At 57.4% G+C, this 21,236-nt stretch carries 20 protein-coding genes and 2 pseudogenes; 16 read left to right on the top strand and 6 right to left on the bottom strand.

From position 1 onward, the window contains the following. Window positions 1-68: 68 nt before the first annotated feature. From ACTG2W_RS21850 to ACTG2W_RS21860, 3 genes are read right to left on the bottom strand one after another with little or no spacing between them, the layout of a single operon-like run. Entirely contained in the window at window positions 69-500 is a 432-nt protein-coding gene (locus ACTG2W_RS21850) for a PAS domain-containing protein (protein ID WP_005337175.1), read from the bottom strand. Window positions 501-508: 8 nt separating this feature from the next. Beyond that, window positions 509-1,531, bottom strand: coding sequence for a response regulator (locus ACTG2W_RS21855; RefSeq protein WP_106844495.1), 1,023 nt, complete (start codon window positions 1,529-1,531; stop codon window positions 509-511). 54 nt (window positions 1,532-1,585) lie between these two features. After that, window positions 1,586-2,524 (bottom strand): LysR family transcriptional regulator, encoded by a 939-nt coding sequence (locus tag ACTG2W_RS21860; protein ID WP_047438361.1) that lies wholly within the window; start codon window positions 2,522-2,524, stop codon window positions 1,586-1,588. Window positions 2,525-3,385: 861 nt separating this feature from the next. Here ACTG2W_RS21860 and ACTG2W_RS21865 point away from each other — a divergent pair. The 5 genes from ACTG2W_RS21865 (at window position 3,386) to ACTG2W_RS21885 (ending at window position 9,264) form a co-directional block, all read left to right on the top strand. After that, complete coding sequence (locus tag ACTG2W_RS21865; protein WP_013723827.1) at window positions 3,386-5,338, top strand: putative bifunctional diguanylate cyclase/phosphodiesterase; 1,953 nt, start codon at window positions 3,386-3,388, stop codon at window positions 5,336-5,338. Between the two features lie 143 nt (window positions 5,339-5,481). After that, on the top strand, window positions 5,482-7,047 hold the full coding sequence (locus tag ACTG2W_RS21870; RefSeq protein WP_106844494.1) for an AbgT family transporter: 1,566 nt from the start codon (window positions 5,482-5,484) through the stop codon (window positions 7,045-7,047). A 71-nt stretch (window positions 7,048-7,118) separates the two neighbouring features. Continuing rightward, a complete protein-coding gene (gene nfsA, locus ACTG2W_RS21875; protein WP_429195653.1) occupies window positions 7,119-7,760 on the top strand; it encodes an oxygen-insensitive NADPH nitroreductase in 642 nt (213 codons plus the stop codon). A 191-nt stretch (window positions 7,761-7,951) separates the two neighbouring features. After that, window positions 7,952-8,716, top strand: a complete 765-nt coding sequence (locus tag ACTG2W_RS21880) for a hypothetical protein (protein WP_005337161.1) — start codon at window positions 7,952-7,954, stop codon at window positions 8,714-8,716. Continuing rightward, the gene (locus ACTG2W_RS21885; RefSeq protein WP_181281704.1) at window positions 8,710-9,264 is read left to right on the top strand and encodes a VOC family protein; all 555 of its coding nucleotides are present in this window, start codon (window positions 8,710-8,712) and stop codon (window positions 9,262-9,264) included. Before ACTG2W_RS21880 ends, ACTG2W_RS21885 begins: the two co-directional genes overlap by 7 nt. A 145-nt stretch (window positions 9,265-9,409) precedes the next feature. Here the strand turns inward: ACTG2W_RS21885 and ACTG2W_RS21890 are convergent, their stop codons facing one another. Further along, window positions 9,410-10,633, bottom strand: coding sequence for an MFS transporter (locus ACTG2W_RS21890; protein ID WP_106844491.1), 1,224 nt, complete (start codon window positions 10,631-10,633; stop codon window positions 9,410-9,412). Window positions 10,634-10,728: 95 nt separating this feature from the next. On the opposite strand from ACTG2W_RS21890, the pseudogene ACTG2W_RS21895 reads away from it, so the two are divergent. Together ACTG2W_RS21895 and ACTG2W_RS21900 are read left to right on the top strand one after the other, a co-directional pair. Further along, window positions 10,729-11,603, top strand: a pseudogene (locus ACTG2W_RS21895) (LysR family transcriptional regulator). A 63-nt stretch (window positions 11,604-11,666) separates the two neighbouring features. Then, window positions 11,667-12,623, top strand: a complete 957-nt coding sequence (locus ACTG2W_RS21900) for a LysR substrate-binding domain-containing protein (RefSeq protein ID WP_106844490.1) — start codon at window positions 11,667-11,669, stop codon at window positions 12,621-12,623. Between the two features lie 81 nt (window positions 12,624-12,704). On the opposite strand, the gene ribA is transcribed toward ACTG2W_RS21900, so the two are convergent. After that, window positions 12,705-13,298 (bottom strand): GTP cyclohydrolase II, encoded by a 594-nt coding sequence (gene ribA, locus ACTG2W_RS21905; protein ID WP_106844489.1) that lies wholly within the window; start codon window positions 13,296-13,298, stop codon window positions 12,705-12,707. 248 nt (window positions 13,299-13,546) lie between these two features. Between ribA and cmk the strand changes: the two genes are divergently transcribed. From cmk to pyrF, 6 genes are all read left to right on the top strand, one after another. After that, window positions 13,547-14,239 (top strand): (d)CMP kinase, encoded by a 693-nt coding sequence (gene cmk, locus ACTG2W_RS21910; protein ID WP_019444698.1) that lies wholly within the window; start codon window positions 13,547-13,549, stop codon window positions 14,237-14,239. 94 nt (window positions 14,240-14,333) lie between these two features. Further along, the gene (gene rpsA / locus ACTG2W_RS21915; RefSeq protein WP_005337148.1) at window positions 14,334-16,004 is read left to right on the top strand and encodes a 30S ribosomal protein S1; all 1,671 of its coding nucleotides are present in this window, start codon (window positions 14,334-14,336) and stop codon (window positions 16,002-16,004) included. A gap of 92 nt (window positions 16,005-16,096) precedes the next feature. Beyond that, window positions 16,097-16,381, top strand: coding sequence for an integration host factor subunit beta (gene ihfB, locus ACTG2W_RS21920; RefSeq protein WP_005299934.1), 285 nt, complete (start codon window positions 16,097-16,099; stop codon window positions 16,379-16,381). Between the two features lie 158 nt (window positions 16,382-16,539). Further along, window positions 16,540-16,824 carry a LapA family protein gene (locus ACTG2W_RS21925; RefSeq protein WP_005337143.1) on the top strand — a complete coding sequence of 95 codons (285 nt, stop codon included), beginning with the start codon at window positions 16,540-16,542 and terminating at the stop codon, window positions 16,822-16,824. Between the two features lie 9 nt (window positions 16,825-16,833). Then, the gene (gene lapB, locus ACTG2W_RS21930; protein ID WP_005351163.1) at window positions 16,834-18,000 is read left to right on the top strand and encodes a lipopolysaccharide assembly protein LapB; all 1,167 of its coding nucleotides are present in this window, start codon (window positions 16,834-16,836) and stop codon (window positions 17,998-18,000) included. A gap of 18 nt (window positions 18,001-18,018) precedes the next feature. Continuing rightward, on the top strand, window positions 18,019-18,720 hold the full coding sequence (gene pyrF, locus ACTG2W_RS21935; protein ID WP_040069331.1) for an orotidine-5'-phosphate decarboxylase: 702 nt from the start codon (window positions 18,019-18,021) through the stop codon (window positions 18,718-18,720). On the opposite strand, the gene rrtA is transcribed toward pyrF, so the two are convergent. Continuing rightward, window positions 18,695-19,288, bottom strand: coding sequence for a rhombosortase (rrtA, locus tag ACTG2W_RS21940; RefSeq protein WP_440015963.1), 594 nt, complete (start codon window positions 19,286-19,288; stop codon window positions 18,695-18,697). The genes pyrF and rrtA overlap by 26 nt on opposite strands. Between rrtA and ACTG2W_RS21945 the strand changes: the two genes are divergently transcribed. From ACTG2W_RS21945 to queE, 3 genes and pseudogenes are all read left to right on the top strand, one after another. Next, entirely contained in the window at window positions 19,287-19,910 is a 624-nt protein-coding gene (locus ACTG2W_RS21945) for a tRNA-uridine aminocarboxypropyltransferase (protein ID WP_106844488.1), read from the top strand. The genes rrtA and ACTG2W_RS21945 overlap by 2 nt on opposite strands. Window positions 19,911-19,930: 20 nt before the next feature. Then, a pseudogene (queC, locus tag ACTG2W_RS21950) lies at window positions 19,931-20,571 on the top strand (7-cyano-7-deazaguanine synthase QueC). Between the two features lie 61 nt (window positions 20,572-20,632). After that, window positions 20,633-21,236 (top strand): 7-carboxy-7-deazaguanine synthase QueE (gene queE, locus ACTG2W_RS21955; RefSeq protein WP_440016533.1); only part of this gene is annotated, 604 nt, incomplete at its 3' end.

The raw sequence follows: 21,236 nt of genomic DNA on the forward strand, positions 1-21,236 counted from the left end.
TATACCAAGACCTGTTCATACCGAAATAACAGAGGGCGCCGCGGCGCCCTCTGTTATTTGCTGCAAGCTCAAGCCTGCCGCTGGCCGCTCATCAGCATGGCCTCATCAGTGGCATCGTAGATCATCACCGCGATGTGGGTCACCTGACCGCCGAAATCGGCCAGTGGCACCAGGGTCAGGTTCTGGAACATGTGGGGGGCCGAGCCGGTAATGGGGCGGTAGTTGGAGAAACGCAGCAGATAGGGCTTCTGCTCCCAGGTGCTGAAGGCGCGGTTGTTGAGTTTGAAGACCATGTTGGCCTTGCGTTCGAACCAGGCTCTGTCCACATCGGGGAAGAGCTCGAACAGTACGCCATCGCGCACGTCACTGGCCAGTCGGCCGCTGTGGCTCTCCATAAAGCCGTTCCACACCTGTACCTTGTACTCCTTGTCGAGCACAACCAAGCCTACGTCCAGGTTCTGGACTATGTTCATCAGCCAATGAAATTCACGGATTTCCATAGTCACTCCTAGAGCATGTGCATGATTTTGTTGTTCATGGTGGCGATGGAATCTTCGGTAAACAGCAGCAGCAGATCACACTGCACCGCGTAATCCTGGATCCGGTAGTTGATCTCGATGGCGAGCGTGCGGCGCCAGCGACTCTTGTTGGTGTTGATCAGCTCGTTGATGGGTCTGTGCTGGCCGAGCACCACCGGGTGTCCCTGACTGAAGGGGGTGTCGAGCTGGTTGGCGTAGCCACGCAGGAAGGCGCCGATCAGCACGTTGGAGGTATCCATCAGCAGCTCCAGTTCGGCGGTGCGATCCAGCGTCCCCTGATGGTTCATCAGCTTGGCCAAATCTTTGAAGCTGGAGTCATGGAACAGGATCAGCGCTTCACCGGCGATCCCCGCTCCGATAAACCCCTGACAGACGGCGGAGAGGGTATCTGAATCCGCAGCGGCCGAGAGGGCCATATGCAACTCTGATACTTCCAGCACGTTGACGTTGGGGATGGGCAGCACCACGAAGGCGTTGAGCAGACGAGCCAGCAAGTCGGCGGCCTGACCCATGGAGACGTTGGCCAGCTCCTGATAGACATCGCGGATTTCGGGGGTGATCTTGACGCCTGCATCGGCTACAACGCCGTTTGGCTGCAGCTCGGGGGCGCTTGCTTGACCGCTTGGGGCGGCACTCCAGAAATCATGCTTTTTGAGCAGGGCGAGCAGGGTTTCTGGGGCGGCGGGTTTCTTGATGAAATCGAGCGCCCCCAGCCCCATGACCCGTTGATAGGCCTCTGGCTGGATATCCCCGGAGACCACGATCACCTTGTTGCGTAGACCCTCCCGTTGGAGGGTCTCCAGCACGCCGTAACCGTCCATTTCCGGCATGGTCAGATCGAGGAAGATGAGATCGCCATGACCCATCAGCACCTGTTCGATCCCTTCGAGACCATTGGCTGCGTAGTGCAAATCGACTTTCCAGTCGGCCGGGAGCGCCCGCGCCAGCTGTTTGCGGGCGAACCCGGAGTCATCACATATCAATACATTCATGGCGTTAGGCAGGCTCTGTTGGCAAGGGATGCTATAAGTGTGGCCCGCTAACGGTCAGATGCAATGGGTGAGGCTATCACCTTGTGAAAATTGGTTGTCCCACTGCCGATTGCGATAGCGTGCTGAGTATTTTTCAACAAATTCAACGAACATCTTAACACGCAACGGAGCGAACTGGTGCTGGCAACACAACATGTAGAAGGGGCGATTGCCGGTTTGCCAGTCGGTCAGTACCGGCACCAGCTGCTCGTCATGGAGGAAGCTGCTCAGATAGTGCAGCGGGGCGTTGACGATCCCCAGATGACGCCGGGCTGCGCGTACCGCGGCCTGGGTCTGGTTGACGGTCAGTTTGGCGCTGCGTTTGATGCAGACGCTCTGGCCATCCTTGTCGGTCAGCTGCCAGTGCTGGTGAGGCCAGCAGTAGATGAGATCATGCTCTTCCAGCTGGTTGGGATGGGAGGGGGTGCCCTTCTTGGTCAAATAGAGTGGTGAGGCAAACAGGCCGTACTCGATATGGCCGAGACAGATCGCATTGGGCAGCGACTGGGGCAGCTCACCGTTGAAGAACACCAGGTCCCGATCATTGTCGAACAGGTGCTGGTGATCATTGGTCTGGGTGATATCGAACTGTACCTCGGGATAGTGCAGCCCGAATTCGGCCAGCATATCGATGAGGATGGTGTTGGAGAGCGCGATGGGCGCCGCTACCCGGATAAGCCCGGTGATGTCGGCCTCTTGACCCTGGATCTCGCTGGTGGCCTGCTCGATTTGTGCGAGTGGCGTGCAGAGACGTTCGTAGTATCTGAGGCCATCATCGGTAAGGCGGAGCTTGCGGGTAGAGCGATGTAGCAGGGAGCAACCCAGTTGCTCTTCCAGCTGGGAAATGCGTCGACTGATGGTGCCTGTTGGCATGCCCAGTGCGGCTGCAGCGTGGGAGAATCCTCCCTCTTGCACCACCTTGACGAACAGGTAGAACTCTTCGATGTGCTTCATAAACGCTGTTCTGGGTGTAACAAGGGGGCAACCATAAAAAGAGCGTTCCGGGTTGGCAAGGGTAATTCAGCGTTTAATTGATCTGGATTCGATTTCTGTTGATACCAGTTCTCCACCCGCCCGTCATCTCAGTTTCCCCGAGCTGGTGATTATTCCGGCACGATGCCAAATGGTACTGCGGCAGTGATGTTTGCCATATTCCCTGATTTGTTCCGCTATAACCGCAGGCGAAGGCCGATATTGCAACCTGATGGAAGGGCACCGGGTTGCTCTGCGTACTCAGCCGGGGTGGTTTGCCATCCACTGCCAATGTGATGCAGATCATATATTCGGGTTTTGCTCATTGCCTGTTGAAAAATGAATTTGGGGTATATCAATTCCGCCTTAGTGAACTATTTTTGTCCGTTTTGGCGTTTTTTTGGCTGTTTATCCATCCGCTTGGTTAATTAATGGAAGCTTTGTGACAGAGAGTGATGACTATTTCCACCATTGATTTAAATGTTAATAAAAAATTTGTCGCAGCAAATATGCAATTGCTCTTTCAAGGTCTCGAGTGGATAGCTCTTAGTGCTTGTTTTTACTGGGGAAAAAAGTTAAAAATCGACTATATGATTTGCTTGGATTAACAGGGTCCTTGGCTGAGTCCTTTGTAGTATTGCCGTACGGGCTGCCCTGTTGTTGATATCTGAAATAGTTTTGTCCGCTCTTGGCTATGTGAAAAGGGATAATGGCCGAGAGGTATTTGCACCTTGCATTCTGCAGCTAGCGGTTTGCCAGATCTGTTTTCCGGTTAACCAGTGACCATCCAGCATGAATGACCTTGACCAGATGAATACGCTTGACGAACGGTTACTGAAGACGATGGATGTTCTGCATACCCCGATCTGGGTTTATGACATCGAGCATCACCATATTTTCTGGGCAAACAGCGCCGCGCTCTCCGTGTGGGAGGCGACGTCTCTAGACGAACTCTGCTCCCGCGACTTCTCTGCCGATATGGCAACCGCCATCGATCTGCTGCTGCAGCGCTATCTGGGTGATTTTCAGCAGGGGCGCAGTTACAACGAGTGGTGGACCCTCTCCCCAAAGGGGGTCAAGAAGCAGATCTATCTGCGCCTATCTGGTATTCAACTGGCTGGCAGGCTGATGATGATGACCGAAGCGGTGCTCGACTCCGATACCCTCTATCAGGAGTCGTCGCTGGCAACCGGCGATACCCTTGCCTGCCTGTTCGATAGCCATGGTGTGTTCGAGAGTGGCAACTATCACTTCGAAATGTGTTTCGGCCACCAGATCGCCAAGCTCTCCCAGGTTTTCTCCGGCAATGATGACAGCTTCTACCAGAAGCTCTCCCGTCTCGATGAAGTGGTGACCGAGGGGGAGTGCCGTACCCTCAAGGGGATGCGCTGGTTCCAGTATCAGTTCCGCTATATCCAGCAGGGGGCCCGCATTCTGCTCACCATGCGGGATATTACCGATCGCAAGCTCGAGGAGCTGGAGCATCGCCACCTCGCCTGGCACGACTCCCTGACCGGCCTGCTCAATCGGTATGGCTTGATGAAATCCCTTGAGGCCTATTGCGGGCTGGGGGAGCGTTTCGCGCTGGTGTTCATGGATCTGGACAACTTCAAGCTGGTCAACGACAACTACGGCCACAAGGCGGGAGATCGCCTGCTGGAGCGGGTCGCCGGTCGCCTCAAACAGATTTGCCCGCGGGATGTGGAGCTGGCTCGCCTCGGTGGCGATGAATTCACAGCACTGGTGCCGCTGGGCAATCAGGGGGATCGGGCGCAAGAGGTGGCCGATCAGATGCTCTCCCAGATGACCAAGCCGCTGCAACTGAGCGGGCTGCCGGAGGTGACCATCGGCGGCAGTATCGGTATCGCCATCTATCCCGATGATGCGGATGACGGGGACAACCTCATCACCCGTGCCGATATGGCCATGTATCAGGCCAAGCAGATGGGGCGGCTGCGCTGGCAGCGTTTCACCCCCAGCATGCAGCAGACCCTGCAGCGCAAGCTCAATCTCAAACAGTTTCTGGCCAAGGCCATCGGCCGCCAGGAGCTGAGCCTCTGTTACCAGCCGCAGGTCGATGCCGCCAAACGGCGTCTGATCGGTTACGAGGCGCTGCTGCGCTGGTACAACCCGGTGCTCGGCCATGTGTCGCCGGTGGAGTTTATCCCGCTGGCCGAAGAGATGGGGCTGATCCGCGAGATCGGCAGCTGGGTGCTCTCCACCGCGCTGGCACAGGTCGCCAGCTGGCAGAAGCGCTTCCATCAGCGGGTGCCGGTCTCCGTCAACCTCTCCGGTTTCCAGCTCTCGTCGGCCTTGCCCGGGCAAGTTCGCCAGCAGCTGGAGCTGCACGGGGTGGATGCCTCCCTGTTGACGCTGGAGCTGACCGAAACCGTGCTGATGCTCGATATGAAGGGGTGCCTCGGCATTCTCGATGATTTGAGCGAGCAGGGGATCAAGATTGCCATCGATGATTTCGGTACCGGCTACTCCTCGCTGGCCTATCTCAACCGGTTGCCGATCAACAACATCAAGCTGGATCGCTCCTTCGTGGTCGGTCTCAACTTGCCGGTGATCCGGGCGACTGCGGCCATGGCCACCAATCTGGGGTTGGGGATCATGGCGGAAGGGGTGGAGGAGCCTCACGAGCTGGCCGCCCTGCAGACCCAGGGGTGCCATGTGTTCCAGGGATATCTGTTCAGCAAGCCGCTGACGGTGGCGCAAGTCGAGGCGAGCGGTTTTGTGGTGGAGTGCCAGGTCGGGCGTTATCCACTGCTAGATGCCGTGATGGCAGAGTAACAAGTGTGCGTTAGGCCACAACTTGGGATTTTATTCCGCAATATTTAATCAAAATTAATCATTCTTTTGCGATCGGTCATGAGACGGATTGGCTGGAATTGCTAGCATGCGACCTCGTTTCTAGGGAAAGGAGTATCGCAATAATGAGTCATGCTGCTGTCAATGACCGTCCGGCCAGCCCTCCCAAAGGTTGGCTGAACCGTTTCCTCAATGGCGTCGAGAAAGCCGGGAACAAATTACCCGACCCCGCCATGCTGTTCCTCTACGCCTTGCTGATCGTCTGGGTCGGCTCCTGGGTGTTGTCACAATTCCAGTTTGATCTGGTCAATCCCCGTACCGGGGAGGCGGTAGTGGTCAACAACCTGCTGACCGGTGCCGGTCTGGCCGAGTTTCTCTCCACCATGGTGACCACCTTTACCGGCTTTGCCCCGCTCGGGATCGTGCTGGTGGCCATGCTCGGGGTCGGGGTGGCCGAGCAGTCCGGTTTTATCAATACCGGTCTGAAAAAGTTGCTGAAAGTGACGCCTGCCCGTTTTCTCACTCCCATGCTGATCCTGGTAGCGATCGTCAGCCACACCGCCGCAGATGCGGGTTATGTGCTGGTGATCCCCATCGGTGGCATCATCTTCCACGCTGCCGGACGCCATCCGCTGGCGGGGATCGCCGCTGCCTTTGCCGGTGTCTCCGGCGGTTTTGCCGCCAACTTCCTGCCCTCCGGCGGGGATGCGCTGCTGCAGGGCTTTACCCAGTCCGCCGCTCAGTTGCTCGATCCTGACTACATGGTCAACACCCTGTGCAACATCATCTTTACCGGTGCCTCTTCGCTGCTGATCATCTGTGTCGGCTGGTTCATCACCGAAAAGGTGGTGGAGCCGCGCCTCAAGCATGTGGCGCTCAACGAGGATCTGGAGAGTGCCGACGAGATGGGGCGCTACAGCGCGCAAGAGAGCCGAGCCTTCAACTGGGCCGGTTTTGCCATGCTGGCGGCTATCGTGCTGCTGGCGCTGGCGCTCTCCCCGAGCGACTCACCGCTGCGTGCTGCTGATGGCTCTCTTACCACCTTCGCTGCACCCGTGATGAAGTCCATAGTGCCGCTCATCTTCCTGCTCTTTATCCTGCCCGGGATTGTCTACGGCTTTGTCGCAGGCAGCTTCAAGAGTGGCAAGGATGTGATCGATGCCATGGCGGCCACCATGAACAAGATGGGCTCCTACATGGTGATGGCCTTCTTCTGCGCGCTCTTTATCAAGGCGTTTGGTGACTCCAATCTGGGCACCCTGCTGGCCCTCTCCGGTGCCGAAGTGCTCCATGCGCTGGCGCTGCCCGGTGAGGTGACTATCGTCGGGATGATCCTGCTCACCGCCACCGTCAATTTGGTAGTCGGCTCGGCCTCCGCCAAGTGGGCGCTGATCAGCCCGATCCTGGTACCCATGTTGATGGCGGTGGGGATCTCCCCCGAGCTGACCCAGGCGGCCTATCGGGTCGGGGATTCTGCTTCCAATATCATCACCCCGCTGATGGTCTTCTTCCCGCTGGTGGTGGTCTATTGCCAGCAGTATGTGAAGAGCACCGGGATCGGTACCCTGGTCTCCATGATGCTGCCCTACTCGCTGGCCTTCCTGGTGAGCTGGACGATTTTCCTGCTGCTCTACTGGGCGCTCGGCTTCCCGCTCGGGTTGCAAGCCCCTTACGTCTATCCGGCCCCTTAAGCTGGGTGTGCGAGGGAGCCTTGGGCTCCCTCGTTTTTTTCGCTATGGTGTTACCTCATTTTGGAGGTGCCATGAATCAGACCATCGATCTTCTCCTTTCCCATCGCTCCATTCGTCAGTTCACTGCCGAGCCGATCGCACCGCAGCAGTTGGATGCCATACTCGCCGCCGCCCAGTCAGCCTCGACCTCGAGCTTTTTGCAGGTGACCAGTATTGTGCGAGTCTGCGAGCCCGAGGCGCGTCAGCAGTTGGCCATGCTGGCGGGCAATCAACCCTATGCGGAGCAGTTGCTGATCGGTGCCATCGACGGCGCCCTGATGGCGCAAAACGCCTTGCTGGCGGCGCAGTCGCTGGGGCTGGGCGGGGTCTATATCGGCGGCATTCGCAACCATCCGGCCGAGGTGAGCGAACTGCTCGGCTTGCCCCATCAGGTGATCCCGCTGTTTGGCCTCTGCCTTGGTCATCCTGCCCAGCAGCCGGAGCAGAAACCCCGTCTGCCCAGGGGATTGGTGGTGCATCAGGAGCGCTACCAGCACGAGCTGGATCGCGACCTGCTGGCCCGGTACGATCAGCAGATCGCGGACTACTATCAGGCCCGCAGCAGCAACAACAAGCAGCAGACCTGGAGCGGCCAGATCCGCGCCATTCTGGGCAAGGAGTCCCGCCCTTTCATGCTGGGATTCCTGCAATCGCGGGGCTTTAACCTCAAGTAATGGCGCTGATGGGCGATACTATGGGGAGGTGACCGTCATGGTCATCATCCCCTGATCCTGCAATCTCTCCCTGAGACCGGGGGCACAGCTTGGTGACAAATCGTGGGCAAGGGGGGATCTGCAGGCTACCTTAAGTGGGTAAGCTGTTGTAGGATCACGCAATTGGATAGGAACAGGGGTTTGGACATCCTATGATTTTAACTTTGGTATTGCTGTCTATTGGCGCACTCCTGTTTTTGGTTATCGCCTATAACGTGGTGCAGCAATATAAGCAGAAGGCAGAGGCGGACAAGCGTCACGCCGTTGCCAGACACAAGACGGTGGCTGACGAGACCGAAGAGGTGTTGCTGAACGTCAATCTGGTGCCTTTCTCCAAGAACATGGTGTTGCTGTTGCAGCACCGGATCCTCGATGCCTATCGCGCTATCGCCCAGGTGATGCCGAACAATCAGATCAAGCAGCGCATCGTTGATGTACAGACCCAGATCAAGAATGTGCAGGAGAACTACAGCGTGCAGGATGAGGGGCAGTTCAAGACCCCGGAGTCCGATCGTCAGGCGATCCAGATGCTGCAGCTGGTCAAGAAGATGCGGGCCGTGCTGCGGGTCGAGCACAACAAGGGCAAGATTGACCCTCAGGGATTTGCTCAGGAAGAGCGCCGCCTCGAGCTGATGCAGCTCAAGATCAACATCTCCAATCTGGTCAAGCGGGCGATGGATGCCCGCATTCAGGGCCAATATGGTACATGCCGCCAGCTCTATACCAAGGGTCTGTCGGCCATGGCGAGCGTGGGCGACAAGGATCCCTATCTGCTGGCCCGTGAAGAAGATATGCGTCAGGGGCTCAAGGAGCTTGAAGAGCTGCAGCAGCAAAATAGCGCGCAGGATCTGCAAAACATCAAGGACAAGGAAGCCGACGAGCTCGATGTCTTGTTTCAACCCAAGAAGAAATGGTAAGCATGTCCCATCCACTCGATTCCACACTGGGGCCAATGGCCCCATTTGTTTCTCAGCTGTTGGCCGAACTGGCCGCCACTGGCGTCACAATTTCACAGCCAACGGTCGATCACCTCTGTTATCGGGCGGCTACCCTGCAGGAGTACCGCGCGCTATGTGCTGTGCTGGCTGAGGCAGGTACCTTGCTGGTGGAGGGTATGATTGGCGGACGTCCCATCGCCACTTATCAGTTGCATCAGCCGCTGTTGGCTGGTGAGGTACAGGTACCCTGTATCGAGCTGGCAGCGCCGAAACCGGGTCGCGCCCATCAGGCGGGGCTGGAACATATCGAGCTGGTGGTCACTTCACTGCAAGATCTGGTAGCGTGCTATCCCGAGCTGCCATTCAAAACCGGCAACATGCAGGATACCCGCAACCCCGATATTGGCCTGATGTTGCCCTCCGGACAGATCAAGTTTCATCTGCGCTCGCTGGCTGAGGTGATCGCCGAAGAGGTGGAGACCGGTGCAGTGGTCGCGGTGCCTGCGGATTATTTCGATCAGGAGTGATCCTGCTCTAAATGCGGTGCGAGCCTGACAGGCTCTTGAATAACACAGCAAAAGGGGTCACCGGTGTGACCCCTTTTGTTATCTGGCGGTGCAGGGTTGCGAGATCGCCATCTGCTCGTGAGTGACCCTGTTTGCGCTGAACCAATTACCCGTGTCGGTGGGGTTGCTGGGCGGGCAGTGGCGACTGGCTTCGCTGCTTGAGACGGCCGAGCCAGAGGCTCAAGCCCGCCGTCAGGATGAGGACCAGTTCAATTCCCATGACCAGACCGACCAGCTCGCCTTGCTCCCAGAACGGGTGCAGGTAAAGCCCACCCAGACTGGCTCCCAGATAGTAGGCCACCAGATAGAGGGAGGAGGCGAGGGCGCGGTTGTGTTCGACATGATGACCGACCCAGGCGCTGGCGCAGGCGTGTGCCAGGAAAAAGCCGAAGCTGGAGATCAGCAAGCCACTCAGGATACCGAGCAGGCTAGCTTGCAGCAGCCACAGACTGCCGATAGCCATCAGCGCGATCCCCACTAGCAGCATGCGTTGTGCCCCCCAGTGGTTGGCAAAGCGGCCGCTCAGTGAGGAGGCTACAGTCCCCGAGAGATAGGTGAGAAACAGCATGCCGAGCCATTGGGTGGGCAGGGAGAAGGGGGGCTTGGCCAGCAAGAAGGTGAGGTAGCTGAACTGGTTCAGAAACACCATAAAGTTGAGGCCGCCAATCAGATAGGCCCCTACCAGCAAGGGATTGGTCAGGTGTTGTTGCAAGGCGCGAGCAAATTGGCCGCGAACGGGGGCGCTCGCCACAAAGCGGGTCTGATGGGGCAGCAGCCAGAAGACCAGCGGCAGCAGTAACAGGCTGATTACACCGATCCCCAGAAAGGTATGCTGCCAGTCGCCAAACCAGCCCGCCAACAGACCGCCGACCACCCGACCGGCAATGCCACCGAGGGAGTTGGCGGCAATATAGACACCCACCGCCGAGAGCAGCGCCCGTTTGCTGAACTCTTCCCCCATATAGGCAATCGCGGTCGCGGGCAGTCCTGCCAGCAGCGCGCCCTGCAGGATGCGTAGCAGCAGCAGGGTGCCAAACTGCTCAACCAGCGGGATTAACAGTGAGAGCAGGATCGCCAGGGTGAGGGTACCCAGCATGACTTGCCGACGGCCATGGCGATCCGCCAGTCTGGCGCAGATCAGCAGGGAGGCGGCGAGGCCAGCAGTGCATCCTGCCAGGGTCCAGCTGGCCGAGAGGGAGTTGACCGAGAAGACCTCGGCGATCAGGGGTAACAGGGGATGGGTCTGGTAGAGATTCAGAAACACCAGAAAAGAGCCCAGGCTGAGGGCCTGGGTTGCACGTATCCACTCGCGACTTCCAACTTCAATCATTGCGTATTGTCCTGACTACTTTTGGTCAGGGTAGAGCCCTTGCGGTTATAAATATAATATATTTAAGTTATCTATCTCATAAGATAAATTGATACATGGATCTGAAACAGCTCACCTATCTGCTGGCGGTCAGGGATGCCGGCTCATTTACCAAGGCAGCTAACAGTCTGCATGTGGCACAACCGGCCATCAGCATGGCCATCGCCAAGCTGGAGCAGCAGCTCGAATTGCGCCTGTTTGATCGACAGGATCGGGCGGTACGGCTCACCCCGGAGGGAGAGGTGCTCTGTCGCCATGCCGAGCGCTTGTTGTTGCAGATGCATCAGGCCGAGGCCGAGATGGCCGAGCTCAAGGGGCTGGAGCGGGGGGAAGTGCGGATCGGGATCCCCTACATGATGGGCTCCTACTATTTCCCCCCTCGTCTGATGGCCTTCAAGCATCGCTATCCCGGCCTCAAGATCCGGGTCGAAGAGGCCGGCACCCGTGAGCTGCTCAGCCGGATGGTGGATGGCTCCCTCGATCTGGCCATTCTCATCACCAGTGATCTCCCCCCGCCATTGAGGGGGCACATCTGCTGAGCGAAGAGATGTTGATGGTGGTGGGGGACGATCACCCCTTGCGTGGCGCATCGGCCGTCACCCTCTCGCAGTTTTTCGCTCAGGAGCTGGCGCTGTTTCGCCGTGGCTTTTATCACCGGGAGCATATGGAGGCGCTGGCCCAGAGCCTGGGCGTTGAACCCGATATCGCCTTCGAGAGCAATCTTATCCCTCTGCTCAAGGCGGTGGTGCGGCAAGGCTTTGCGGTGACCACCTTCTTGCGGATGGTGTTGGAAGAGGAGCCAGATCTGAGTGGCGTGCCCTTCGACCCGCCCATCTATCTCGATCTCTGCGTGGCGTGGCGGCGTGGCGATCCGCTCTCCATGGCCAACCGTGCCTTGCGCGATTTTCTACTTAAGGATCGCCCGGCCTGATGGCGGCGGGCCATTGCTGAAAGTTTGTTACTATTAACGGTGGGTTCGCTTGAGGGCTACACCATGAAATTGCAGCAATTGCGCTATATCGTCGAGGTGGCCAACCACAGGCTGAATCTGTCGGCCACCGCCGAGAGCCTCTTTACCTCCCAGCCCGGGATCAGCAAACAGGTGCGGATGCTGGAGGATGAGCTGGGGATCCAGATCTTCGAGCGCAGCGGCAAACACTTGACCCAAATCACCCCCATAGGTCGTGATGTGATCAAAGTGGCCGCGGAGGTGCTGGACAAGGTCGCCACCATCAAGGTCATGGCCAGGCAGCATGTGCATCCGGAGCAGGGAACCCTCACCATTGCCGCCACTCATCTGCAAGCCCGTTATATTCTGCCCGCCATCCTCAAGGGTTTCATGGCCCGCTTTCCCAAAGTTGCCGTAACTGTGATGCAAGGGAGTGCGGCGCAGTGCCGCGCAGCCGTGCATGATGGCGCGGCCGATCTGCTGCTGGCGGATGAACCGGAGGAGGGGAGCGATCTGCTCATGCTCCCCTCTTTTCAGTGGCAACGGGGCTTGGTGCTACCCAAGGATCATCCGTTGGCCAAAGCAACATCGCTGACCTCGGCCGAGCTGGTGGAGTTTGCATTGGTGACCGATGGAAGGGCGCTCTCCACAGCTCATGGCACTGATTGCGCTCATGCCGAGAGCCGGATCGCCTGCTGTGCGAGCGACAGCGATGTGCTCAAGACCTATGTCAGACAAGGGATGGGCATCGGGGTGATGGCAACTTTTGCCTGGGAGCCCCAGCGCGATGGCGATCTGGTGCTCAAAACGGCGCCCTGGCTACCAGGCTGTGTGGCCGCTATCGGGTTGCGCAGAGGGGCATTTTTATGCGGCTATCTCTACGATCTGATTGAACGTCTCGCGCCGCAATTGACCCGCGAGCGGGTCGAACAATACTGTGCTGCCCGCACTGGCGAAGAGCTTGAAGCTCTGCTGGCCAATCTGACCGTACCACAGCTATAGCCAGGGTTGATGTGTGGTCGTTCCAAGAAAAACGCCTCCGATTGGGAGGCGTTTGACTATCTGGCATTCGTCAATGCAGGCTCATTTTTTGAGCATGTGATCCAGCTTGTTGGCCTTGGTCGACAGATAGAACTCGTTGTGGGGATTGCGCCCTTCCTGCAACGGTACCCGTTCGGCCACCGGAATACCGAAGGATTCCATGGCTTTCATCTTGCGCGGGTTGTTGGTCATCAGTTTGAGAGACTTGACCTCAAGCTGCTTGAGCATATCGGCGCAGATGGTGTAGTCGCGCATATCGGCGGCGAAACCAAGGGCTACGTTGGCCTCCACGGTATCGGCCCCCTGATCCTGCAGGTGATAGGCGCGGATCTTGTTGAGCAAGCCGATGCCACGGCCCTCTTGACGCACATACAGCAACACGCCACGACCGGCTTTGGCGATATTTTCCATGGCCGCCTGCAACTGGAAACCGCAGTCACAACGCAGGCTGAACAGGGCGTCGCCGGTCAGGCACTCTGAGTGGATCCGGCCCAGCACAGGCTCTTCACCGGTAATGTCGCCCATCACCAGTGCGGCGTGATCTTTGCCTGTGCCGGTTTCCTGAAAACCTACCAGCGTGAAGGTGCCCCAGGGGGTTGGCAAGTTGGATTTGGCCACGAGGGTAACGCTGCTCATAGGTTGCTCCTTACTACTAACGGCTCAAAAAAGGGGGCCAGTTTAGCGCGCCTTGTCAGGAACGACCATAAGAACAAGTCCCTGCATTGCTTAATGAAATCTCCAAATGAGATACAAGCACAGCTGTCCGGCGGGGTTTTGGCCCTTTGTGCGGATTGATGACTGCCAGGCTCACCACATTCGGGTATAATCGGCGCCCATTAACCCACCCCTTCGGGATGGGAGCAACACAGTGCAGGAGAGAAGTTATGCCTCAGATGGCCCCCGTAATGACAATTGATGGCCCCAGTGGTGCAGGTAAAGGCACCTTGTGTCAGCTGCTTGCTGAGAAGCTGGGTTGGCACTTGCTGGACTCGGGCGCCATCTATCGGGTGTTGTCCCTGGCCGCCCTGCATCACGATGTAGAGCTGGACAGTGAAGCCTCACTGGTGCCACTGGCTGCCAATCTGGATGTGCAATTTCAGGTTGAGGGCGATCTGGTCAAGGTGATCCTGGAAGGGGAAGATGTCTCCCGCACCATCCGCACCGAAGAAGTGGGTAATGCTGCCAGTAAAATCGCCGCCTTCCCCCGGGTGCGCGAAGCCTTGCTGCGCCGTCAGCGGGCATTTCGTCAGGCCCCGGGTCTGATTGCCGATGGTCGTGACATGGGTACCGTGGTTTTTCCCGAGGCCGAGGTGAAGATTTTCCTCGACGCCAGTGCCGAAGAACGGGCCCAGCGTCGCTATAAGCAGTTGCAAGATAAGGGCTTTGATGTTAACTTTGAGCGTCTTTTAACCGAGATTCGGGAACGTGACGATCGCGACAGAAATCGCGCTACTGCCCCCCTGAAACCGGCAGAAGATGCTCTGGTGGTAGACTCTACCGCCATGACCATAGATGAAGTGCTGGCAACAGTGCTCGCCTATGCAGAGCAACAACTTGGTGATGCCAGCGCAAGCTGACATCCGGTCGTCTGCACCAAGGAAGGCGCAGATTATTTAAAACAGCCCCGCTTGTGCCGGATTGCAAGTGGATGTTTCATTTGTGACATAAACAATGATCGAATCTTTTGCTCAACTCTTTGAAGAGTCCCTGAACGCCGTTGAAACCCGTCAAGGTTCCATCGTCAAGGGTACTGTCGTTGCTATCGAGAACGGTTTCGTACTGGTTGACGCCGGTCTGAAATCCGAGTCCGCTATCCCGGCTGAAGAATTCAAGAACGCCATGGGCGAGCTGGAAATCAACGTCGGCGACACCGTTGACGTGGCTCTGGACTCTATCGAAGATGGTTTCGGCGAAACCAAGCTGTCCCGCGAAAAAGCCAAGCGCCACGAAGCCTGGCTGCAGCTTGAGAAGGCTTACGAAGAGCAAGCTACCGTTATCGGTATCATCAACGGCAAGGTCAAGGGTGGTTTCACCGTTGAACTGAACGGCATCCGTGCCTTCCTGCCGGGTTCTCTGGTTGACGTGCGTCCGATCCGTGACACCGCTCACCTGGAAAACAAAGAACTCGAGTTCAAAGTCATCAAGCTGGACCAGAAGCGCAACAACGTTGTTGTTTCTCGTCGTGCCGTGATCGAGACCGAGAACACCTCCGAGCGCGAAAGCCTGCTGGCTAACCTGCAAGAAGGTCAAGAAGTTAAGGGTATCGTCAAGAACCTGACCGACTACGGTGCATTCGTAGATCTGGGCGGTGTTGACGGCCTGCTGCACATCACCGACATGGCGTGGAAGCGCGTTAAGCATCCTTCCGAAATCGTCAACGTTGGCGACGAGATCGCTGTCAAGGTTCTGAAGTTCGACCGCGAGCGTACCCGTGTATCCCTGGGTCTGAAGCAGCTGGGCGAAGATCCCTGGGTTGCTATCGCCAAGCGTTACCCGGAGACCACCCGTCTGTCTGGCCGCGTGACCAACCTGACCGACTACGGCTGCTTCGTTGAAATCGAAGAAGGCGTTGAAGGCCTGGTACACGTATCCGAGATGGATTGGACCAACAAGAACATCCACCCGTCCAAAGTTGTTAACGTTGGCGACGTGGTTGACGTGATGGTTCTGGACATCGACGAAGAGCGTCGTCGTATCTCCCTGGGTCTGAAGCAGTGCAAATCCAACCCGTGGCAGCTGTTTGCCGAAACTCACGCCAAAGGCGACCGTGTTTCCGGCAAGATCAAGTCCATCACTGACTTCGGTATCTTCATCGGTCTGGATGGCGGCATCGACGGCCTGGTTCACCTGTCTGACATCTCCTGGAACAACCAGGGCGAAGAAGCCGTGCGTGAATTCAAGAAAGGCGACGAGATCGAAGCCGTTGTTCTGCAAGTGGATCCGGAGCGTGAGCGCATCTCCCTGGGTGTCAAGCAGATCGAAGAAGACCCGTTCAACAAGTACCTGGCTGACAACAAGAAAGGTGCTATCGTGAAGGGTAAGGTTACCGAGGTTGATGCCAAAGGTGCCGTTATCGAACTGGCTGATGGCGTAGAAGGCTACCTGCGTGCCTCCGACGCTGCTCGTGACCGTGTAGAAGACGCCACTCTGGTGCTGTCTGTTGGTGACGAAGTTGAAGCTAAATTCATGGGCGTTGATCGTAAGAACCGCACCGTAAGCCTGTCTGTCCGTGCTAAGGACGAGGCTGATGAGCGTGTTGCTATCGATAACCTGAACCAGCAAGAAGAAGTTGTGTTCAGCAATGCTATGATGGAAGCGTTCAAAGCCGCCAAGGGTGAGTAATCCTTGATGCAAGAAAAGGGCGGCATTGCGCCGCCCTTTTTTATCCTGGCAAAATGAATATTGCATGTGATCGGGGAAGGAGATTTAACGTTATGACCAAATCAGATCTCATCGAACAACTGGCAGCCAGCCGCATGCATATGCCGGCCAAGGATGTCGAAGCCGCCATCAAGGAGATCCTTGAGCAGATGGCGTCGACCTTGCAAAACGGCGACCGGATTGAAATCCGCGGATTTGGCAGTTTTTCACTGCACTATCGTGCGCCCCGTGTGGGCCGCAACCCCAAGACTGGGGACAAGGTTGAACTGACCGGGAAATATGTCCCGCACTTCAAACCTGGTAAAGAGTTGCGCGAGCGCGTCAACATCATTGAATAATGCAGAAATGGGCATACCTCGGGTATGCCTTTTTTCTTTTTGGCACCGATTCCTGTGCCAATCGTCTTGTTTCTTAAACTCTTTTCCCATTCACTCTAGAGTCTGCCTGCGATTTTAAGGATAATCAGCCTCTCATTAGATACTGACAGGGAGCTCTTATGAAGCGTATTTTGGCCCTCATTCCGCTGGTGCTGGTGTTTGTTCTGACCCTGGCGCTGGGCTCACAAAATGGCCAGCTGGTTCAGTTCAATTACCTGATCGCTCAGGGTGAGTTTTCACTTGCCATGCTGTTGGGCTTCTTCTTCGCTGGCGGTTTTTTGCTGGGCTGGCTGGTATTCGGCCTGCTGTTCCTGCGCCTGAAAATGCAAAACCGCACCCTCAACCGCACCATGCGTCGTCAATCCCGCGAGTTGGAGCTGGCCCGGTCACCGGGTAAGGAATAATGTTCCTCAATGCTTGAACTGCTTTTCCTGCTGTTGCCCATCGCCGCCGGTTATGGTTGGTACATGGGCCGCAGGAGTGTTCGCCAGGACACCCAAAAACAGAGTAACCAGTTTTCCCGCCAGTATGTGGCGGGCCTCAACTATTTGCTGTCCGATGAATCCGACAAGGCGGTGGATCTCTTTATCCAACTGCTTGAGGTGGACAGTGAAACCATCGAAACACACCTCTCCCTCGGCAACCTGTTTCGCCAGCGTGGGGAGGTCGATCGTGCCATCAAGATCCACCAGAACCTGGTAACCCGCCAATTGACCCGGGAGCAGCGCCAGCTTGCCCTGCAGGAGCTTGCGCGCGACTTTTTGGCTGCTGGTCTGCTGGACCGGGCGGAAGCGCTTTGGAATGAGCTGTGTGACGACAGCGATTTTGAAGAGACGGCGCTGGCACAGCTGTTGATCATCCATCAGCAGTTGCGGGATTGGGATAAAGCCATCGATGTGGCGGTGCGTCTGCAAAAATTCCAGGGCAAGAAGCTGGCCGACCCCATCTCCCATTTCTATTGCGAACAAGCCGAGATCGCGCTGCGTGAGGGCAATAAAGGGGAGGGGCTGGCCAAGCTCAAACGGGCGCTCAGTATCAATCCGGCATGTGCCCGGGCCAGTTTGCGCCTCGCTGAGCTTGCCATGGCGGAAGGGGAGTATGAGCAGGCCAGCAAGGAGCTGCTGCGTGTGTTCGAGCAGGATATCGACTTTGCCTCCGAGGCGATGCCCAAATTGCTCGAGTGCTATCAGCAGTTGGGGCGCACGCCTGCGTTGATCCCGCTGCTTGAGAAGGCAGTGGAAGATCACGCCGGTGTCAGCGTGACCCTGGCCCTTGCCAAGCTGGTTGAAGAGCGTGATGGCCTGAGCCAGGCCCGTTCACTGGTGCTGCGTCAGCTGCGTCGTCATCCCTCGATGAAAGGTTTTTACCAGTTGGTGGGTTTTCAACTGGCCAGTGCGGAGGAGGGGCCTGCCAAGGAGAGCCTCGAACTGCTGCAACAGCTGGTCGGCGAGCAGATAAAAATCAAGTCAACCCACAAGTGTCGGCAGTGCGGCTTTGCCACTCACTCGTTGTTCTGGCAGTGCCCGTCTTGTCGCCAGTGGGGTTCCATCAAGCCGATCCGCGGTCTGGACGGTGAATAACAAGCAATAGGATGTGAGATGCAAGATCCCAAAGTACTGGTAGCGCTGGATTATCAGCACGAGGCAGATGCCTTAGCGTTCGTTGAACGTATCTCTCCGGCCCAGTGCCGTCTCAAGGTAGGCAAGGAGATGTTTACCCTGTTTGGCCCGCAGTTTGTACGCCAGCTGGTGGCCAAGGGATTCGATGTCTTTCTGGATCTGAAGTTTCACGATATTCCCAATACCGTTGCCAAAGCGGTGGCAGCCAGTGCCGAGCTCGGTGTCTGGATGGTCAACGTGCATGCCAGTGGTGGTGAGCGGATGATGCGTGCCGCCAAAGAGGCGCTACTGCCTTATGGCGACAAGGCCCCCCTGCTTATCGGCGTGACCGTGCTGACCAGCATGGAGCAGTCCGACATGATCCCCCTCGGGTTGGATGTGAGCCCTGCCGAGCAGGTGATCCGGCTGGCTACCTTGACCAAGGCATCCGGCTTGGATGGGGTTGTCTGCTCTGCCAACGAGGCCCATGAGTTGAAAGCCTTGCTGGGCGAAGATTTCAAGCTGGTGACCCCGGGTATTCGCCCGACCGGTTCAGCGGCTGGGGATCAGCGCCGGGTGATGACACCGAAAGCGGCGGTCGAGGCGGGGTCCGATTATCTGGTTATCGGTCGCCCCATTACGCAGGCTGCCGATCCGGCCGCCATGCTGGCCAGCATCAATGCCGAGCTGGTTGGTGCGTAACAGGCTCACTCAGTGATACACGGTGCAGGTCGAGCAACAGGCCTGCACCTGCCCCGATAAGATGAGAGCCGATGTGTACCTTGGCATTGATCAGGGTGGATATCGGGCTCTCTCCTGCGTTGTAGAAGTCCATCGCCAGCTTGAGCCCCATCCCTGCCAACAGTAGCCAGCCCGACGTGCGGCGTCCGTGGCGGATATCCTGCATTGCCCCCCAGACAAACAGACCATGCAGCGAGCCGGATAGTCCCATGTACCACTGGGTCTGCGGGCACCACCACCAGATCCCCAAGCCCACTGCCAGCCAGAGCAGCAACATCAGCAGCGGCAGGCGAGCCCCACCCAGATAGTCGCGAAACAGGCTATAGAGGATGGCGAGGCCGCCCAGATTGAGCAGCAGGTGCCACAGATTGGTATGAGCCAGATTGCCTGTTATGATCCGCCACCCTTCGCCCCCGGCGATCAAGGGCCGATCGAAGGAGAGCTGAAGATTGGGAACGGTAAAGAAGAGTAGCAAGCTGGTGAGAGAGAGCGTGATAACCCAGAGCAATCCAGATTTGTCTGACAACATGAAACAGTCCAACGACAAGAACAGTCGATACTGTACACGTTGCACCCGAGCCCTCAAAGCCTGCCTGTGCGATTATATTGTGCCGGTTGACAATCACACGCCCCTCTACATCTTGCAGCACCCCAACGAGGTGGCACATCCCAAGGGGACCGCGGCACTGCTGGCGGCCTCTTTGCAACAGTGCGAGATCCATGTGGGGGAGGACTTTTCCCGCGATGAGTGGCTCAATGGGTTGCTTGCAGATCTTTCCCGTCGCTGCTATCTACTCTGGCCGGATGAGGATGCTATTTCGCTGACCGATCTTCGCCAACAGTGGGAGAGTGAATCCTCTGGCTCCGCATCCGTCGCCTTTATCTTGCTTGACGGCACCTGGCGCAAAGCCTATCGCATGTTGCAGAGCAACCCGGCACTGGCCCGCTTGCCCCGCATCGGCATTGGTGCCATTGCCGGTCAATATGCCATTCGTAAGAAACCCTTTCCCGATGCCCTCTCTACCATAGAGGCGGGCTATCACCTCTTGTCCCTGTGGGAGGGGAGGCCGGAGCACTATACGCCCTTGCTGACCCTGTTTAACCGGTTGAATACCCAGTGGCAGGACTTTGCCGAAGGCCGCCGCGCGTGACATTTGAAGGAGTTATCAAGATGAAAAAAGCAGTCGTGGTTTTCAGTGGCGGTCAGGACAGCACCACCTGTCTGGTACAGGCATTGGCCCGGTATGATGAAGTGCACGCCATCACCTTCGACTATGGCCAGCGCCATCGGGAAGAGATCGACACCGCGCGTCGTCTGGGCAGTGCTCTGGGGATCGCCGCCCACAAGGTGATGGATGTGACGCTGCTCAATGAGCTGGCGGTCTCTGCCCTGACCCGTGACGACATCCCGGTCAGCTGCGAGCTGCAGGATAACGGGCTGCCCAACACCTTCGTGCCGGGTCGCAATATCCTGTTCCTGACCCTGGCTTCCATCTATGCCTATCAGGTGGGCGCCGAAGCTGTGATCACCGGTGTCTGCGAGACCGACTTCTCCGGCTATCCCGATTGCCGTGACGAGTTCGTCAAGGCCCTCAATCAGGCGGTGTCGCTGGGGTTGGATCGCGGCATCCGTTTTGAAACTCCCTTGATGTGGCTCGACAAGGCCGAGACCTGGGCACTGGCGGATCACTATGGTCACCTCGACACGGTGCGCCAGCAGACCCCGGCCTGAACAACTATCTAGCCGACAAGGCGGGCATTATGGCCAGACTGTTTGAGAAAACCGGGCTGGGCGAGAAAAGCGCAGAGTGAGCCTGCGTCTTGTCGTGGCTTGGGGTATAATCCGCGACTTTTGCAACAAGCCGTGATCGAGATGCACTACCCAATCAACGAGATTTTCCAGACCATCCAGGGGGAGGGCATCTTTACCGGCCTGCCGGCCATCTTTGTTCGCCTGCAGGGTTGCCCGGTGGGCTGCCCCTGGTGCGATACCCGTCATACTTGGGTTGTTGATCCGGCTCGTGAAGTGGGCAAGGCGGCGGTGCTGGATCGCTCCAACGAATCCGATTGTTGGAGCCAACTTAGCACCGCGCAGATTATCAAGAGCTTTACCGACCTGGGTTATCAGGCGAGCCATGTGGTGATCACCGGTGGCGAGCCCTGCCTCTACGATCTGCACGAACTCTCGTCTGCCCTGCTGGCGGCGGGTTATCAGGTGCAGATTGAAACCAGTGGCACCAGCGAGATCAAGACCCATGAGCAGACCTGGGTGACCGTCTCCCCCAAAATTGGCATGAAAGGGGGGCTGCCTGTGCTGGTCTCGGCGCTGGAGCGGGCCAACGAGATCAAGCATCCGGTGGCCACCGAGCACCATATTGAAGAGCTGGATACGCTGCTCGCTACTGCTACTCTACGCCCTGATGTGGTCATTGCCTTGCAGCCGATCAGCCAGAAGCCAAGGGCCACCCAATTGGCGA

The organism is Aeromonas sp. 96A (assembly GCF_051919165.1).
Lineage (GTDB): Bacteria > Pseudomonadota > Gammaproteobacteria > Enterobacterales > Aeromonadaceae > Aeromonas > Aeromonas veronii.

Coding starts and splice junctions, on each gene's coding strand:
- ACTG2W_RS21850 (WP_005337175.1), bottom strand. CDS start 500: ATGGAAATCCGTGAATTTCATTGGCTGATGAACATAGTCCAGAACCTG.
- ACTG2W_RS21855 (WP_106844495.1), bottom strand. CDS start 1,531: ATGAATGTATTGATATGTGATGACTCCGGGTTCGCCCGCAAACAGCTG.
- ACTG2W_RS21860 (WP_047438361.1), bottom strand. CDS start 2,524: ATGAAGCACATCGAAGAGTTCTACCTGTTCGTCAAGGTGGTGCAAGAG.
- ACTG2W_RS21865 (WP_013723827.1), top strand. CDS start 3,386: ATGGATGTTCTGCATACCCCGATCTGGGTTTATGACATCGAGCATCAC.
- ACTG2W_RS21870 (WP_106844494.1), top strand. CDS start 5,482: ATGAGTCATGCTGCTGTCAATGACCGTCCGGCCAGCCCTCCCAAAGGT.
- nfsA (WP_429195653.1), top strand. CDS start 7,119: ATGAATCAGACCATCGATCTTCTCCTTTCCCATCGCTCCATTCGTCAG.
- ACTG2W_RS21880 (WP_005337161.1), top strand. CDS start 7,952: ATGATTTTAACTTTGGTATTGCTGTCTATTGGCGCACTCCTGTTTTTG.
- ACTG2W_RS21885 (WP_181281704.1), top strand. CDS start 8,710: ATGGTAAGCATGTCCCATCCACTCGATTCCACACTGGGGCCAATGGCC.
- ACTG2W_RS21890 (WP_106844491.1), bottom strand. CDS start 10,633: ATGATTGAAGTTGGAAGTCGCGAGTGGATACGTGCAACCCAGGCCCTC.
- ACTG2W_RS21900 (WP_106844490.1), top strand. CDS start 11,667: ATGAAATTGCAGCAATTGCGCTATATCGTCGAGGTGGCCAACCACAGG.
- ribA (WP_106844489.1), bottom strand. CDS start 13,298: ATGAGCAGCGTTACCCTCGTGGCCAAATCCAACTTGCCAACCCCCTGG.
- cmk (WP_019444698.1), top strand. CDS start 13,547: ATGCCTCAGATGGCCCCCGTAATGACAATTGATGGCCCCAGTGGTGCA.
- rpsA (WP_005337148.1), top strand. CDS start 14,334: ATGATCGAATCTTTTGCTCAACTCTTTGAAGAGTCCCTGAACGCCGTT.
- ihfB (WP_005299934.1), top strand. CDS start 16,097: ATGACCAAATCAGATCTCATCGAACAACTGGCAGCCAGCCGCATGCAT.
- ACTG2W_RS21925 (WP_005337143.1), top strand. CDS start 16,540: ATGAAGCGTATTTTGGCCCTCATTCCGCTGGTGCTGGTGTTTGTTCTG.
- lapB (WP_005351163.1), top strand. CDS start 16,834: ATGCTTGAACTGCTTTTCCTGCTGTTGCCCATCGCCGCCGGTTATGGT.
- pyrF (WP_040069331.1), top strand. CDS start 18,019: ATGCAAGATCCCAAAGTACTGGTAGCGCTGGATTATCAGCACGAGGCA.
- ACTG2W_RS21945 (WP_106844488.1), top strand. CDS start 19,287: ATGAAACAGTCCAACGACAAGAACAGTCGATACTGTACACGTTGCACC.
- rrtA (WP_440015963.1), bottom strand. CDS start 19,288: ATGTTGTCAGACAAATCTGGATTGCTCTGGGTTATCACGCTCTCTCTC.